At 61.1% G+C, this 13,895-nt stretch carries 16 protein-coding genes; 10 read left to right on the top strand and 6 right to left on the bottom strand.

Translation table 11 applies throughout. The features are described 5' to 3' along the window. Positions 1-268 precede the first annotated feature (268 nt). The 3 genes from RIB87_RS14680 (at position 269) to RIB87_RS14670 (ending at position 2,539) form a co-directional block, all read left to right on the top strand. Complete coding sequence (locus tag RIB87_RS14680; protein WP_350148005.1) at positions 269-835, top strand: O-methyltransferase; 567 nt, start codon at positions 269-271, stop codon at positions 833-835. A gap of 71 nt (positions 836-906) precedes the next feature. Further along, positions 907-1,560 (top strand): peptide-methionine (S)-S-oxide reductase MsrA, encoded by a 654-nt coding sequence (msrA, locus tag RIB87_RS14675; protein ID WP_350148003.1) that lies wholly within the window; start codon positions 907-909, stop codon positions 1,558-1,560. 232 nt (positions 1,561-1,792) lie between these two features. Further along, complete coding sequence (locus RIB87_RS14670; protein WP_350148001.1) at positions 1,793-2,539, top strand: DUF6134 family protein; 747 nt, start codon at positions 1,793-1,795, stop codon at positions 2,537-2,539. 54 nt (positions 2,540-2,593) lie between these two features. Here RIB87_RS14670 and rpoH read toward each other — a convergent pair whose 3' ends face one another. Beyond that, on the bottom strand, positions 2,594-3,508 hold the full coding sequence (gene rpoH, locus RIB87_RS14665) for an RNA polymerase sigma factor RpoH (protein ID WP_350147999.1): 915 nt from the start codon (positions 3,506-3,508) through the stop codon (positions 2,594-2,596). A 162-nt stretch (positions 3,509-3,670) separates the two neighbouring features. Further along, the gene (locus RIB87_RS14660; RefSeq protein ID WP_502943269.1) at positions 3,671-4,669 is read right to left on the bottom strand and encodes an RluA family pseudouridine synthase; all 999 of its coding nucleotides are present in this window, start codon (positions 4,667-4,669) and stop codon (positions 3,671-3,673) included. A 112-nt stretch (positions 4,670-4,781) separates the two neighbouring features. On the opposite strand from RIB87_RS14660, the gene RIB87_RS14655 reads away from it, so the two are divergent. Further along, positions 4,782-5,192, top strand: coding sequence for a hypothetical protein (locus RIB87_RS14655; protein ID WP_350147995.1), 411 nt, complete (start codon positions 4,782-4,784; stop codon positions 5,190-5,192). Between the two features lie 9 nt (positions 5,193-5,201). Here the strand turns inward: RIB87_RS14655 and RIB87_RS14650 are convergent, their stop codons facing one another. Then, positions 5,202-5,957, bottom strand: a complete 756-nt coding sequence (locus tag RIB87_RS14650; protein ID WP_350147993.1) for a cation:proton antiporter — start codon at positions 5,955-5,957, stop codon at positions 5,202-5,204. Between the two features lie 200 nt (positions 5,958-6,157). Here RIB87_RS14650 and RIB87_RS14645 point away from each other — a divergent pair, with 200 nt between their 5' ends. Together RIB87_RS14645 and RIB87_RS14640 are read left to right on the top strand one after the other, a co-directional pair. Beyond that, the gene (locus tag RIB87_RS14645; RefSeq protein WP_350147991.1) at positions 6,158-6,520 is read left to right on the top strand and encodes a hypothetical protein; all 363 of its coding nucleotides are present in this window, start codon (positions 6,158-6,160) and stop codon (positions 6,518-6,520) included. A gap of 158 nt (positions 6,521-6,678) precedes the next feature. After that, a complete protein-coding gene (locus RIB87_RS14640; RefSeq protein WP_350147989.1) occupies positions 6,679-6,918 on the top strand; it encodes a hypothetical protein in 240 nt (79 codons plus the stop codon). Between the two features lie 157 nt (positions 6,919-7,075). Here the strand turns inward: RIB87_RS14640 and RIB87_RS14635 are convergent, their stop codons facing one another. After that, on the bottom strand, positions 7,076-7,660 hold the full coding sequence (locus RIB87_RS14635) for a DUF1134 domain-containing protein (RefSeq protein WP_350147987.1): 585 nt from the start codon (positions 7,658-7,660) through the stop codon (positions 7,076-7,078). Between the two features lie 42 nt (positions 7,661-7,702). Continuing rightward, positions 7,703-8,230, bottom strand: coding sequence for a Rap1a/Tai family immunity protein (locus RIB87_RS14630; protein ID WP_350147985.1), 528 nt, complete (start codon positions 8,228-8,230; stop codon positions 7,703-7,705). Between the two features lie 148 nt (positions 8,231-8,378). Between RIB87_RS14630 and RIB87_RS14625 the strand changes: the two genes are divergently transcribed. The 4 genes from RIB87_RS14625 to RIB87_RS14610 all read left to right on the top strand — a co-directional run bounded on the left by RIB87_RS14625 (position 8,379) and on the right by RIB87_RS14610 (position 13,043). Beyond that, positions 8,379-10,994 carry an intermembrane phospholipid transport protein YdbH family protein gene (locus tag RIB87_RS14625; RefSeq protein WP_350147982.1) on the top strand — a complete coding sequence of 872 codons (2,616 nt, stop codon included), beginning with the start codon at positions 8,379-8,381 and terminating at the stop codon, positions 10,992-10,994. Between the two features lie 82 nt (positions 10,995-11,076). Then, positions 11,077-11,310 (top strand): YnbE family lipoprotein, encoded by a 234-nt coding sequence (locus RIB87_RS14620; RefSeq protein WP_350147980.1) that lies wholly within the window; start codon positions 11,077-11,079, stop codon positions 11,308-11,310. Positions 11,311-11,342: 32 nt separating this feature from the next. Continuing rightward, positions 11,343-11,726 carry a YdbL family probable chaperone protein gene (locus RIB87_RS14615; protein ID WP_350147978.1) on the top strand — a complete coding sequence of 128 codons (384 nt, stop codon included), beginning with the start codon at positions 11,343-11,345 and terminating at the stop codon, positions 11,724-11,726. Positions 11,727-12,230: 504 nt separating this feature from the next. Next, a complete protein-coding gene (locus RIB87_RS14610) occupies positions 12,231-13,043 on the top strand; it encodes a Crp/Fnr family transcriptional regulator (protein WP_350147976.1) in 813 nt (270 codons plus the stop codon). A gap of 6 nt (positions 13,044-13,049) precedes the next feature. Here RIB87_RS14610 and cysQ read toward each other — a convergent pair whose 3' ends face one another. Beyond that, positions 13,050-13,847 (bottom strand): 3'(2'),5'-bisphosphate nucleotidase CysQ, encoded by a 798-nt coding sequence (cysQ, locus tag RIB87_RS14605; protein ID WP_350147974.1) that lies wholly within the window; start codon positions 13,845-13,847, stop codon positions 13,050-13,052. Positions 13,848-13,895 lie beyond the last annotated feature (48 nt).

Below are 13,895 nucleotides of genomic sequence, written 5' to 3'. Positions count from 1 at the left end.
TCGGTAGCGGGTCTAATTGGGGCAACCTTCGAGGTGGTCTGCTAACCGGTCAGTGCTTTTGGCTCTAGGGGTTTTGACCCCGCTGAAGTCACGGGAAAGGGTCGTATCCGGCAGAGCGCCGGTGCGGCCCTTTCTTCTTTTTCGGCGTTTGTTTTTAGGCTGTCACCCCACCCCGGCCCTCCCCATCAAGGGGAGGGGGAAGCAGGGGGCGGCGACACAGCAAAAATTCCCCCTCCCCCTTGTGGGGAGGGTTGGGGTGGGGGTGAGAATGGAAACGGGCTACCCAACGACACTTTCTGAAATTGAAACCCGCGCCACGGCGTTGGACTTCGACATGAACTCCGGCGTTCCTGTCGGGCAGTTGCTGGCATCGCTTGCGGCGGCGAAGCCCGGCGGACAGTTTCTGGAGCTTGGTACCGGGTGCGGGCTGGGGGCGGCTTGGCTGTTGGCGGGTATGGATGCAGAGGCGCGGCTTGTCAGCGTTGATACGGATGAGGCCCCGCAGGCTATCGCCCGTGAGGTGCTGGGCAGCGACGCCCGTGTGTCATTTCTTCTTGAAGATGGCGGGGCGGTGCTGGAGGGCATGGCGCTTGCGTCGCTCGACCTGATTTTTGCCGATGCTTGGCCGGGCAAGTTTTCGCATCTGGATGAGGCGCTGGGGGCGCTTGCACCCGGTGGCATCTATGTGGTGGATGATCTGCTGCCGCAGCCCAACTGGCCCGACGGGCATCAGGCCAATGTGGATGCGTATCTTGCTGATTTGCGGGCGCGTCACGGCTTTGTGTTCACGCAAATGGACTGGGCGACCGGTGTTGTGCTGATGGTGCGGCGCTAGCGGGCTGGTCCGCAGGGGGGCGAGCCCCTACATTAGTCGTAACGATATTTTGCCAGCAGGAGGTACACGCGATGTTTGGGCGCAAAAAGGCTGAGATGGTTGCCGCGGACGCAGCGCTGCCGGGCCGTGATTTTGAGCTTCCCACCGCTGACACCCACTTTGTGAATGGTGCAGCGCTCAAGGGTCCATATGCGCAAGGCTTGCAGCAAGTGCAGTTCGGGCTTGGCTGCTTCTGGGGCGCTGAGCGCAAGTTCTGGGAGCTGGACGGTGTGCATGTCACTGCCGTTGGCTATGCGGGCGGCTATACGCCCAACGCCACCTATGAGGAAGTATGCTCCGGGCAGACCGGGCACACGGAAGTTGTGCTGGTGGTGTTTGACCCGGCCAGGGTCTCGTTTGACACATTGCTGAAAACATTCTGGGAATCCCATGACCCGACGCAGGGTATGCGGCAGGGCGGTGATGTCGGCACGCAGTATCGCTCGGCTATTTATACGTACACGGATGATCAGCTTGAGGCGGCGCAGGCATCAAAGGCGTTATATGAACGCGCCCTTGGAGCACGCGGGTTTGGCGCTGTGACGACGGAGATACGCTCAGCACCGGCGTTTTATTTTGCCGAGGATTATCACCAGCAGTATCTGGCGAAGAACCCCAATGGCTATTGCGGGCTTGGCGGCACGGGCGTGACGTGCCCGATCGGCACGGGTGTGGCGGCTGAGTAGCATCGCCCTTTGGTTGTTGCACTGCGCGGCACACCCCTCATGCCTTTCTGCGGCTTGACCGCGGAATCCAGGGTGGTTTTTGAGGGAAGTGCATTTAGCTCTGGGCCCCGCGGTCAAGCCGCGGGGAAGCACTGAGTGAGGGCCGTCGGTATGGCTTGTGAGGCTGGCCGATCCGGTTTGTGCGCTGGTGCGTAAACAGCCTTGAGTGTCAGCAAATCAAGTGAGGTCAGTGATGCGGCGTGCTGTTCTGGTGGCGATTGCTTCCGCCATGTCGTCTGCGTTCAGTGCGGTGCCCGCGGCGGCGGTATCCATCGGCGATGTGCGTGCGCTTTACGGCGACCGCATGGAGTTCGGGGTTTATCGCAACGGATCGCCTGTCGGGCAGCATTACGTGCAGTTCGAGGCGGCTGATGAGGGCCTGCGCGTCACCACGTCCACAAGTCTTGCGGTGTCAGCCCTGTTCATCACGGTGTACAGGTTTGACTATGAGTCGGATGCTGTGTGGCGCGACGGCGCGTTGATGTCGCTGACAGCGCGGACCAATGACGCAGGCTCGGTTATTGAGATTGATGCTGAGGCGAATAACGGCGTCCTCTTTGTTCGTGGGCCCAATGGCACCGATCAGACGCCGGTAGGCATCTATCCGACCAACCACTGGAATGCCGGTGTCATCGGCGCGACGCAGGTGCTGGATACGTTCACCGGACGTATCGCCGGGGTCGAGCTTGCGCCGCTTGGCGTGGAGCAGGTTGAGACCGCACACGGCACCATCGACGCCACGCGCTACCAGTATTCCGGCGCGATTGACAACGAGGTCTGGTACGACGATCAGGGGCGCTGGGTGAAGATGCAGTTCAGGGGCACGGATGGTTCGACCATCGAACTGCGATGCCGGGCCTGCAAGGGCGTGGATGTGGCGGACGCTGATGTGGCGGGCGCTGATGTGGACACCGCATCACGTCCGGGGGTGCGGAAATAAAAAGGCCGGGCGCTGCAATGCGGACCGGCCTTTTTCGTTTGCTGTGCGGAGTGCTTAGCTCGCGTATTCCTCGGCCCGCTCACGGGTTGCGCGGACTTCGTCCTTGTGGGCGGCCTGCATGGCTTTTTGAAGCTTTTCAAAGGCGCGCACTTCAATCTGGCGGACACGTTCGCGGCTGATGCCGTATTCCTGGCTGAGGTCTTCCAGCGTTGAGGGCTCATCCTTGAGACGGCGCTCGGTGAGGATGTGCATTTCACGCTCGTTGAGGGTCTGCATGGCGGCGCTCAGCATTTCGCGGCGGCGGCCCAGCTCCTGGCTTTCGGAGAGCACTTCCTCGGCGGTTTCGCTGTCGTCCACCAGCCAGTCCTGCCACTCGCCGCCGTCCGCATCAGCGCGCATGGGGGCGTTCAGCGACTGGTCGCCGCCATTGGACATGCGGCGGTTCATGTTGATGACGTCCTGCTCCGGCACGCCCAGCTTGGTCGCAATGGATGTGACGTGCTCAGGGCGCAGATCGCCGTCTTCCAGCGCATCAATTTTGCTTTTGGTTTTGCGCAGGTTGAAGAACAGCTTCTTCTGTGCGGCGGTGGTGCCGATTTTCACCAGGCTCCACGACCGCAAAATGTATTCCTGAATGGCCGCGCGCACCCACCACATGGCGTAGGTGGAAAGCCTGAAGCCTTTTTCAGGGTCAAAGCGCTTGACGGCCTGCATCAGGCCCACATTGCCTTCGGAAATCACTTCGGCAATCGGCAGGCCATAGCCGCGATAGCCCATGGCGATCTTGGCGACCAGACGCAGGTGGCTGGTCACCAGCTTGTGGGCGGCGTCGGGGTCTTCGTGCTCGGCGTAGCGTTTGCCGAGCATGTATTCCTCTTCCGGCTCCAGCATCGGGAACTTGCGGATTTCCTGCAGGTAGCGCGTCAGGCTGCCGTCAGGCGTCAGAGTTGGAATGGATTTGGTCGCCATGTCGAAAACTCCCCTCCGGACCCCGCAAGAATGGGAGCGGGCCCTGATTGAGGCTCAATACCCTAAACATTTTTTGGTTCAATGTTTTACGCAGGGTCGCCCTCAAGCCACCTGAATATAGGGCATTGACCGTGAATCTTGAAGGGGTTGTTCACAGATATTTTATAATGCTTCTAAAGAGGCCAGCAATTCCGCCATATCGGGTGGCAAAGGTGCCTCGAAAACCATCTTTTCTGCGGTTTTTGGGTGCCTGAACCCCAGAAGATATGCATGTAGCGCCTGCCGGTCGAAGCTTTGGGCAACGGATTTGGCGGGTTCGGGCAGGCCATTGGCCATGGTCATGTGGCTGCGGCCGTACACCGGATCGCCGATTACCGGAATGCCTTCCTTGGTGAGATGCACCCTGATCTGGTGCGTGCGTCCGGTCTCAAGACGGCATTCAACCAGCGCGGCAACGGGCTTGCCGCCCGGCTCGAAGCGCTTTTTGACCTCAAGGTGGGTAACAGCTCGCCGCCCGCGATTGGGGCCGGTGCTTTTGTCGGCGGCAGCCTGCGCGACGATGGCCATTTTCTTGCGGTCATTGGGGTGGCGGCCCAGTGGCGCATCAATGGTGAACTTGCGGCGGCGCGGATGCCCCCAAACCAGTGCCCAGTAGGCGCGCTCAAGGGCACCGTCAGCGCCGTGGGAGGCAAATTGCGCGGCCAGTGCCTGATGGGCCGCGTCGTTCTTGGCGGCCACCATCACGCCGGATGTTTCCTTGTCCAGCCGATGCACAATGCCGGGCCGGGCGACGCCGCCGACGCCTGACAGTGAGCCTGCGCAATGATGCAGCAGGGCGTTCACCAGCGTGCCGTCCTCGTTGCCGGCGGCGGGGTGCACCACCATGCCGGCGGGTTTGTTGATGACGATCAGGTCATCGTCTTCATACAGAACATCGAGGTGAATGTTTTGTGGTTGCGGCGTTGCTGCCCTGGCGGGCGGAAGGGTTACATCAAAGGCCGTGCTGGGTTTGATGCGGGCAGAGGCATCGCTGAACGGCGTGCTGCTTTGTGCCGTGTTCGGATCATCAACGAGCCGGACGCATCCCTCGGCGATCAGCGCCTGAAGGCGGGCGCGGGATAAGTCCGGCAACGCAAGAGCCAGCAGCTTGTCCACCCGCATGGCGGGCACGTCGTCAGGCAGGGTCACGCGCAGGGTTGTTGCGTCACCGCTGGCCTCCAGCGTCTCAACGCGATATGGGAAGGCAGGATCAGCGGGCGAAGGATGATCGGTCATGGCGGCTCAACACGAAAACGACGCAACAGGCGGGACGGCAGAAGAGCAGGAAATTGATGCAGCGACCGCGCGCACCCAGCGTGTGTTGCTTGTCACGGTCATTGTGCTCGGCATTCTCCTGATAATCGGCTTTGCCATTGTGGTGGCGACCATTGCCTCACGGATAGCATCTTCGGGTGATGAAGCCCAAGTGTCAGCGCCGGTGCCAGCCTCAGTCGCTGTCACGATGACCGGCGACTTTGAAGTGCCGGTGCCGCAAGGCTATCAGATCCGCTCGGTCACGGGTGATGAGCGGCGGCTTGTCATTCATCTGGGCAACACGAATGGCCTGCCGGAGCGGATCATGGTGGTGAATACCCGCGACGGGCGCGTTGTCAGTTCGCTGGTGCTGACGCCGCTGGTGCCCTAGGCAAACGCGCTAGGCTGATACACCGTTGCGCAGGGCACGGATGCGATCTGACAGGGTGGTTTCGCGCGGCAGGTCCGGCATTGCCGGAGTTTCACGCGCCGCTTGAGCCGGTGCCGGTGTTTCAGCGTCGTCTTGCTCATCCTGCGTTTGGACAACGGCCGGTGCAGACTGCTCTGCGACCGGTTCATGTTGAACCGCTGACGGCGCTTCATGTGTCGGTTCAGGTTCGTATCCGGGTTCAGGCTCATAGTTTGGATCAGGCTCAGGGGCCATTTGGTGGCTGACAGCCTGTGCCGTTGCGGGCTGTTGATCGTCTGGTGCGTGCGAGGGCGCGGCAATCTCGTGGTGGGCGCGGTCAAGCATATCCGCGCGGTCACTCAGGGAGCGCACGCTTTGCGCCAACTCCTGAAACAGCCGCTGGCTTTCGGCAAGCTGGGCGTCGCGGGCGGCAATATCCTGCTCAAGCCGGGCACGGGTTTGTTCGAGGTTGCTGACACGGTTTGAGGCTTCGGCGGAGATGCTTTCGCGCGAGGCTTCCAGTTGTGCAATTTCGGCGCGAAGGGCGCTTTCCCGCTCGGCGATTTTGCCTTCGTAGCGCTTGGAGACGTGTTGGCTGGCCTCCGAGAAGGCCGTCGAGTGCACATCCTGCTGCACCCGCTGGGTGGTGATACGTGCCGCGCGTGACCACAGCAGGGGGGCCAGGGCCAGTGAGATGAGTGCCATTATCAGGACACCCAGCAAAATGAGCATGAATGCTTCAAGCATGCCGTTTCATTAAACCCCAACTTGCCCCGGGATCTGCAGACCGCCTATCAGACAGTCGTACGCGCAGATTTGCCGCCCGGGCCCAAAAAAATGAGCACGTCCCCATGCCCGGACGTTGCCGACCGGGATGCTCTCACAAAGATTGCCAAAAACGCGCGAAACTTGCCACCTTGATGGCAAAACACCGTTAAGCTCACCGCATGAACGATGCGCGCGAGCCACATGATTTGAACACATCCGCCTCTGCCCAGCCGCAAATGGCTGTGGCGCAGAGCGCCCCTTTGGCTGATGTTGAGCCGCTGGACGGGGCGTCATCGGTGATGGGTGACGATGACTGGACACCCGCCTGGTATGAAGATGGCGGGCGTAAAACCGCTTTGGGCGCGTGGGCGGGCACGACTGTGGTTGCCTATGGGGCGATGCAGGTCACCGGATATTTTGCCGACTGGCCCTTCGTTGCGCTGGTTGCCGGGGCACTGGGCTATTTTGCCGTACGCGGCGTTGCGGTGGTGCTGGGTGAGGTGGCGAGGCGCGCTGATGGCAACGGTCGAGATACCGACTGAGTTTCTGCCTGCGTCCGGAGCCTGGTTTCTGAACACACCATGAATATCGCGTGTCGCTGCGAAAAACATATGTTGAGCAGTGAGGCTCGTGCTGCTTGCGCTTGCCTTTCGGCGGTAGCACAGTTGTTTTTTACAGTTTCATGAATGGGGGATTCCACATGATACGCGACATGCATCTTGGTCTGGCTGTTGCCGCCGCTTTCGGGCTGGCAATGGGCGTTTCTTCTTTCCCGACAGCAGCGCTTGCCGAGGACGTCTATTACGAAGAAGAGATTGTTATCGAGGAGACCTACGAGGAGACCTACGAGGAGGTTTACGAAGAAACCTACGAGGAAGAGGTCATCGAAGAGGTCTATGAAGAAGAGACCATCATCGAGGAAACCTACGAAGAGTATTAAGCCGACATCGGCCTGGGCCTTGTAAGTTCTGCTGCGCGTATCCAAACCGGCAGGGTGACACGGGGTCTGAAGATACAAAAAGGGCGCGGCTCCCGGCGGAGCAGCGCCCTTTTTCATTTGGCTGTTTCATTGGCTGTCGGTTATCTGTCCGGCTCGCCTAGAAAGGCAGAATGCGCCGTTCGCGGGTGTAGCTGAGATAACCGACATTTGCACCGGCGCGCAGCCCTGCGCCCGCGCGCATGGGTGCCAGAATGGTGTCACCGGCCTGCTGGTAATTCACACCCACGCCGCCCACCACATAGAGCGAGCCTTCCACACCGGGAAAGCGGCGGTAAATGTCGTCCATGGCGGGCAGGTTATAAACCAGCGTGAACACCTTGGAGGCATTGCCGCCAATGTCCCAGCCGATGGACGGTCCCTGCCAGTACACTTTTTGTACGCGGCCGGGTTTCATGTGCAGGCTGCCGCTGCCATAGCGCAGCCCCACGCCAATGGCACCCGCACCTTCCTCGCCCACGATATAGGCGTTGGGGCGGCCATGGTCTGAAAACACCCGGTCAACCGCGCGGGCCATGTCTTCGGAGACATCACCGAAGAAGCCCTTGGCAGCGTTCAGCACCTCATCGCGGGAGTAGGTGTCGTCGGCGGCTTGCGCAGACGGTACCGCCAGAAATGCAAACGCCAGAAGTGCCAGCCCCATCAGCCTTGCAGCAGGGGTGGTGCTTATGATGCGTGAGACCATTCGAGGTTCCTTTGCGTTTGGGGTTATCAGATGTGCCGGGCGTTATTCCGACGCCGGCAAACCGAACAGGTCTGACGGCGTGGACGGGTCTTCAACCACAGCCGGTGCCTGCGCGGGGGCGGACGGCATGGCCGTGGCGTCGTCGAGCCCATCCGGGCAGGGGAAGCCACGCTCAATGATGGCGGCAATCACCGAGAACGCGGGCGTTGCTTCGATGTCGGGCTGCTCTTTGCGCAGCACGATCAGGCGCTCGGCAATGGCGGAGAGTTTGGGTTGGGCGTCAACGTCAATGCAAAAGCGGCCCTGCGGCATGGCTTCGGGCGGGGCCATCAGCACGTGCAGGGCACCGGCCACATAGCCGACGCAAAAAGCCGCCTGTTCAGGGTCATCGCTGTCGCAATAGGTATCCACCAGTTCCTTGGTTGACACCCATTGGGCGTTGGCGGGTTGAGGCAGGAGGGCTGCGACCGCAAAAAGGAACGCTGCGGCGTACAGGGCCACAGGTGTTGATACGGATGCTGAAAGGCGGGACAACATCGGCGTGTGGCGCGAAGGTGAAAAGCGGTTCATCTTTATTCTCTTCCTGGGTTCTTGTCGTCAGCGTTGGGTATCGTGCCAGCCCGCGCCAGTCCATACGCGACGCATTGGCAGGGTAAATGCCATACTGATGTGACTATATACAGGGTCGGGCATCAATAAGGCAGGCTTGCAGGTTTTCATGAGCACGGCAGACCAGACAGCATCCGACCCATCGCCACGCGGGCCCCGCAGGCGGTGGCTTCGGCTGCTTGCGGTGTTGGTGATCAGTGTCGGCGCGATGATAGCTGCCGCGCTTGCGTTTCTGCCGCAGATTGCCCGGCCTTTGGTGCTTGCCACGGTAGAGCGGCTTGAACTGGGCGACGTGGATTTTGCATCCCTCGATATAGGTTGGCGATCAACATCACTCAGCAAGGTGACGGCAGGGGTTGGGGTTGGGGCTGCTGCCGATCTCACGGTTGAGACCCTGACGCTGACTTACACACCGCTTGATCTGCTGCACGGGCATATCTCGACTGTGAGCGTGGATGGCGGGTTGGTGCGCGGTACCATAACGGACAACCGTCTTGATCTGGGAGTTGTGAGCCAGTGGATCGAACGGTTCAGCCCGACGCCGTCTGATCCGCCGTCTGATGCGTTACCTGCCGGGCCGCCGCCGGTGGAGTCTATTGCTCTGCGCAACAGTCAGGTTGTGCTCGACACACCACGCGGCCCGGTCGAGATGGATGTCAGCGGCGGGGTTTTTCTGGGCACCGGGCAAACCTCCCTGGACCTGCAGATGGCCTTGCGCAGTGCGATGGCTGACCTGGAGGCTGATGTGGCACTGGCCGGGAATGCTGATGGCTGGGCGGGTGATATACGCACCGCCACAGGTGTTGTGCGCACGCCGGACGGCGACATTGATGTGACTGCATCGGGCCGGGCGACACTGGGTGCTGATGACACCAGTGGCGACATGGCGCTGATGTTTGATGGTGCCGTACTGCGCGGTGATGTGCAGATCACTGTCGCGCGCAACGGCGGTGTTTGGAGCGGCACATTTGCAAGTGACACGCTGGCCTCAGCGCATCCCGCGCTGCGCGGCGCGGTCAGTGCGCGGCAGATGCAGGCAACAGCGCAGATGACCCTGGACGGTGCTGTATCAGGCACGGTGACTGCTGATATCACCTATGCCGCAGATGGGCAGGCAGGCGGGCAGGCAGATGGGCAGGCGGGGCTGCCGGTGTCTGCGATCAGCACATCGGTGCCCGTGCGTTTTGACTATCAGCCGGAGCGCGGCGTGCTGGCTGTTCACCTGACTGCCTGTATGCCTGTGTCCGTGACCCCTGCAGCGGGTGCCGGGTGGCAGGTTGGGGATACGCGGCTTTGCGCGGCGGGCGACCGGGCGCTTGTAACGGCGATGGTTGGTGATGCCTCTGCCGGCATTGACGTCGTGTCGCGGTTCACCATGCCGGCCACGAAGCTCGGTGTTGCAGGTCTTGTTGACGGAACCGCACCCGCCATTGACGCGACGGTGACGGGTTCCACCGTGCAGGCCCCGCGCGTTGCGCTGACGCTTCGCGGTGGCGACCTGTTGCTGCGCGAACAAAGCATTGCTGTGTCTGATATTGCCGGGCGGTTGTCTTACGTCGCGGGCCAGACGGGTCAGGTGGCGCGGCTTGATGTCGGGTCGGCCCTGATACGTGATCTTGCAGCCGCGCAACGCTTCGCGCCCGTGACGGCGCGCGCAGATCTGTCGGTTGATGTGCTGGGCGAAGACACGCCGCTTGAAGGCGTGGTGTCAGGCCCGTTCAGTGTCGCCACCCCCAAGGGCGTGCCACTGGCCAGCGGCACGGTGCGGCATGAACTGGCGACCGGCAAGGGCAAGGCTGATTTTGCGACGGGGACGCAGGTGTTTGCTGAAAAAGGCCTGCAACCGCAGGCATTGGCGCCGATGCTGCGTGGTGTCGTGGCGGTGGTCAGCGGCACGGCATCTGCGCAGGGCACGCTCAACTGGACGCGCGCGGGCATTGCGGCATCGTCCGCGCAGGTAACCATGGCGCAACTTGGTTTTCAGGCCCCTGTCGCGCGCTTTGACGGCGTGTCGGGCACGCTGGCGTTTTCAAGTCTGGTGCCGGTGCGTACCGACGGGCCGCAGAAAATCATTCTTGGTGTGATCGATCCGGGCCTTCCCCTTGAGGGGGGTGAGGCCATGGTGGAGGTGCGCGGCGGCGGCGAGGTGGTGATTGAAAACGCCAACTGGCCGTTTGCGGGCGGGCAGCTTGTGCTCACATCGGGTGCGCTTAACACGCAGGAAGATATTCAGTATGCAGAGCTTTCAGCCCTGCAGTTGGACCTGGCACAACTCCTGACGCTGATTGACCTTGAGGGTCTGTCGGGCGCTGGCGTGCTGGAGGGGGCTGTGCCCATCGAGATACGCGATGCCAGCGTTTATGTGGTCAATGCGCAGCTTGCTGCCCAACCGGGAGGCGTCATCCGCTATGTCAGCGCAACGGCGGATGCGGCAGGGCAGGTTGCGGAAGGCGCCAATATCGCGTTTCAGGCACTGGAGAACTTTCAGTTTGAAGTGCTGAGTGTTGATCTGGACGGGCCGGTGGACGGTGATCTGACCGCGCGCATTGTGCTCAAGGGTGCCAATCCTGAGCTGCTTGAGGGCTATCCGGTGCACCTCACCATCACCACACAAGGGGCGTTCATGGATTTGCTGCGCCGTGGTACGGTGGGGTTCCGGGCGCTTGATGTTGTGACCGGCAAGGAAGATCTGGGTGGCATTGACGTTGAGCGGGTGGACCCGTGAAATGCCCATTCATGCAGCGTTCAGCCGTGGTTCGGTTGAATGCGTCACAACAGGATATAGGCAAGATAGATCGGGATCTGCGATGACGACGACAGCTACGGGATTTTCAGGGCGTATGTGGCCCCGGCGTGTGGCAAGCACGGTGCTTGTGTGCGCATGTGCGCTTGGTGCTGTGGCGTGTACGCCGACAATAAAAGTGCAGGCCCCTGACAAACCCATCGAGATCAACCTCAATGTGAAGATCGAACAGGAAATACGCATCAAGGTTGATCGCGAGCTTGACGATCTGTTCGCCAACAACCCGGACCTTTTCTAATGCCGGACATGTCTTTCTCAAGGATCAGGACCATGAGCACCGCACAGGCTTCACCCAGCATTCCCGCCCGACAGCACGGTTTTGGCCGTACTGTGATTATGGGAGTGGCTGCCCTTGTGGCGCTGGTCTTCATGGCGCTTACGCCTGCTTATGCGCTGACGCTGGACGAGGCCAAGGCGCAGGGTTTGATCGGTGAAATGTCCACCGGGTATGTGGGCTATCCGTCGGCCCCTTCCCCAGCGGTTCAGCAGCTTGGGGACGGCGTCAATCTGGGTCGCAAGGCCAGCTACAGTTCCATTGCCGCCCAGCAGGGCACGACCCTGAGCGTGGTTGAGCAGCTTGCCGGGCAGAAGCTCGTCGGTCAGGCGCCCGCCGGCCAGTATGTGAATGCCGGCTCCGGCTGGCAGCGCAAGTAGCGTCCCGGACTGATACAGGTCTGACCCGTTTTTGGGTGGCCTGATGGTCTGAACACGGTCTCGTACAAACACTGCGCGCGTGCGGGTGCACGGCAAGCGCCCTTGGTTTTGCACCGTATTTTCGGCGTTTCTTCCCGTTTGACATTTGATCAGCCTGCCCGGCACGGGCGTTGCAGCTTGCTGTGCTGTTGCAACGCATCGGGACATGGTGGCGATGCAGCGCGAGGGCTTGGAGACAAGCGCCCCTGCTTCTTTGGACAGGCGGTGATGTTTCTTCCTCACACTGAATGTCCGCAGGCGGGCGGCGTTTCCTTGTATGGAATGCCTGCTGGCGGTCAGGCCGGCGCGGCCCCTGAACTGTCGGGGGGCTTATTCGGGGGCTGCAGCCGGCCACATGTTTGGATACTTCCCACACCTGCATAGCTACGTCTGACAGTGCGTCAATTCCCGCGCTTGTGGATGGTGACCCACAGGTTTACCGTTTGATATATATCAAACGAGGCCTTGATCGATATCGCACTGGCGCGGAACCTGGGGGAACAGATGCAGGATTTTGGCGTAAACAACGGCATGATGGACAACAGCACCCATGATGCCCTTTCACCGGCTCTGCCGCGTGACAGCTCCAGCCCGTGCGTCAACTGCGATGTGCGGATGCAGGCCATCTGCGCTGTGCTCAACGATGACGAGCTGGGGGCGCTGGCGAAGCTGACCCATTCTGAGTCCCACGATGTGGGTGAGACGCTTTTTTTTGAAGGCGACAGAGCCGGTGAGTGTTTCATTGTGCAAAAGGGCGCGCTCAAGCTCTACAAGCTGCTGCCGGACGGGCGCCGTCAGATCACCGGGTTTTTGTTCAAGGGTGATTTTCTGGGCCTCAGCCACGGCGAGGAATACATCTACACCGCCGAAGTGCTTGAGCAGGTGGAAACATGTTCGCTCAAGTCTGACCGGATGCAGCACCTGGTTGAGCAGTTTCCCAAACTGTCCAACCGCATGTTGAACCTGGCAACGCTTGAACTGTCGGTGGCGCAGGAACAAATGCTTCTGCTGGGCCGCAAGACGGCGCAGGAGCGTATTGCAACGTTTTTACTTTGGCTCTCCAACCGGGCCGCAGAACGTGGCGAGGACGCCAACCCGGTGCGCGTGCCGATGAGCCGCAGCGACATGGGTGACTATCTGGGCCTCACGGTTGAGACCGTCAGTCGCTCGATCACCAAACTCAAGACGAGCGGCATCATCACCCTGAAGGAAGGCAACCGGGTGCAGATCAATGACCGCGAGTTGCTGGATGCGATTGCCACTGGCGATGGCCACTAATCATACTCAGTAGGCTGACGGGTCGCCCTTGGCGATAAAGTAGGGGTTTGCCAATCCGTCGGCACTTTTGCCATACAGCAACGGCGTGCCATCCAGCCGTGTGACGGTGCCGCCCGCCGCACTCAGCACGGCGTGGCCTGCGGCGGTGTCCCACTCCATGGTGCGGCCATGGCGGGGATAAATGTCAGCGTCGCCGCGCGCGACCACGCAGAACTTCAGCGATGAGCCTGCGGTGACAATGTCGTTGACGTTGTAGTGGTTCAGGAACTCTTCGGTCTTGTGGTCGCGGTGGCTGCGGCTGGCGATGGCGGTGAGGCCTGCGTCCGGCATGGCGCGGGTTGTGATGCGGCGCGGTGTCCCGGCCTTGTCCGGCGCGTGGGCATCCACACGGGTTTCATGTGCGCCCGCGCCGAGTGCCCCTGCATAGAGAAGTGCTTGGGCCGGGGCATAGACCACGCCAGCAGTGGCGACGCCCATTTCAATCAGCGCAATGTTTACGGTGAACTCGCCGTTGCGCTTGATGTATTCGCGGGTGCCGTCCAGCGGGTCCACCAGAAAAAAACGGTCGCCAAACTCAGGAATGTGACCGGCAGCAGCGGCCTCCTCGGAGACAACGGGAATGTCGGGGAAGGACGTTGCAAGGCGCGCCAGAATAATGTCTTCGGCGGCCTGGTCGGCTTGCGTCACCGGTGACTTGTCGTCTTTTTCCGTTACCGCGATGGGGCGCTCATACAACGTCATGATGCGCGCGCCCGCGTCTATCGAAATGGCGGTCAGGGTGTCGAGGAGGGCTGTGTCGGACACGGACAATACTTTCGGCAAATTTTTTGTTGCGGCAGGAGCGTGGCCCTC

Source organism: Pyruvatibacter sp. (assembly GCF_040219635.1).
Taxonomy (GTDB): Bacteria; Pseudomonadota; Alphaproteobacteria; order CGMCC-115125; family CGMCC-115125; genus Pyruvatibacter.
The sequence above is the reverse complement of the archived record's forward strand: the minus strand, read 5'-3'. Positions and strand labels throughout refer to the sequence as shown.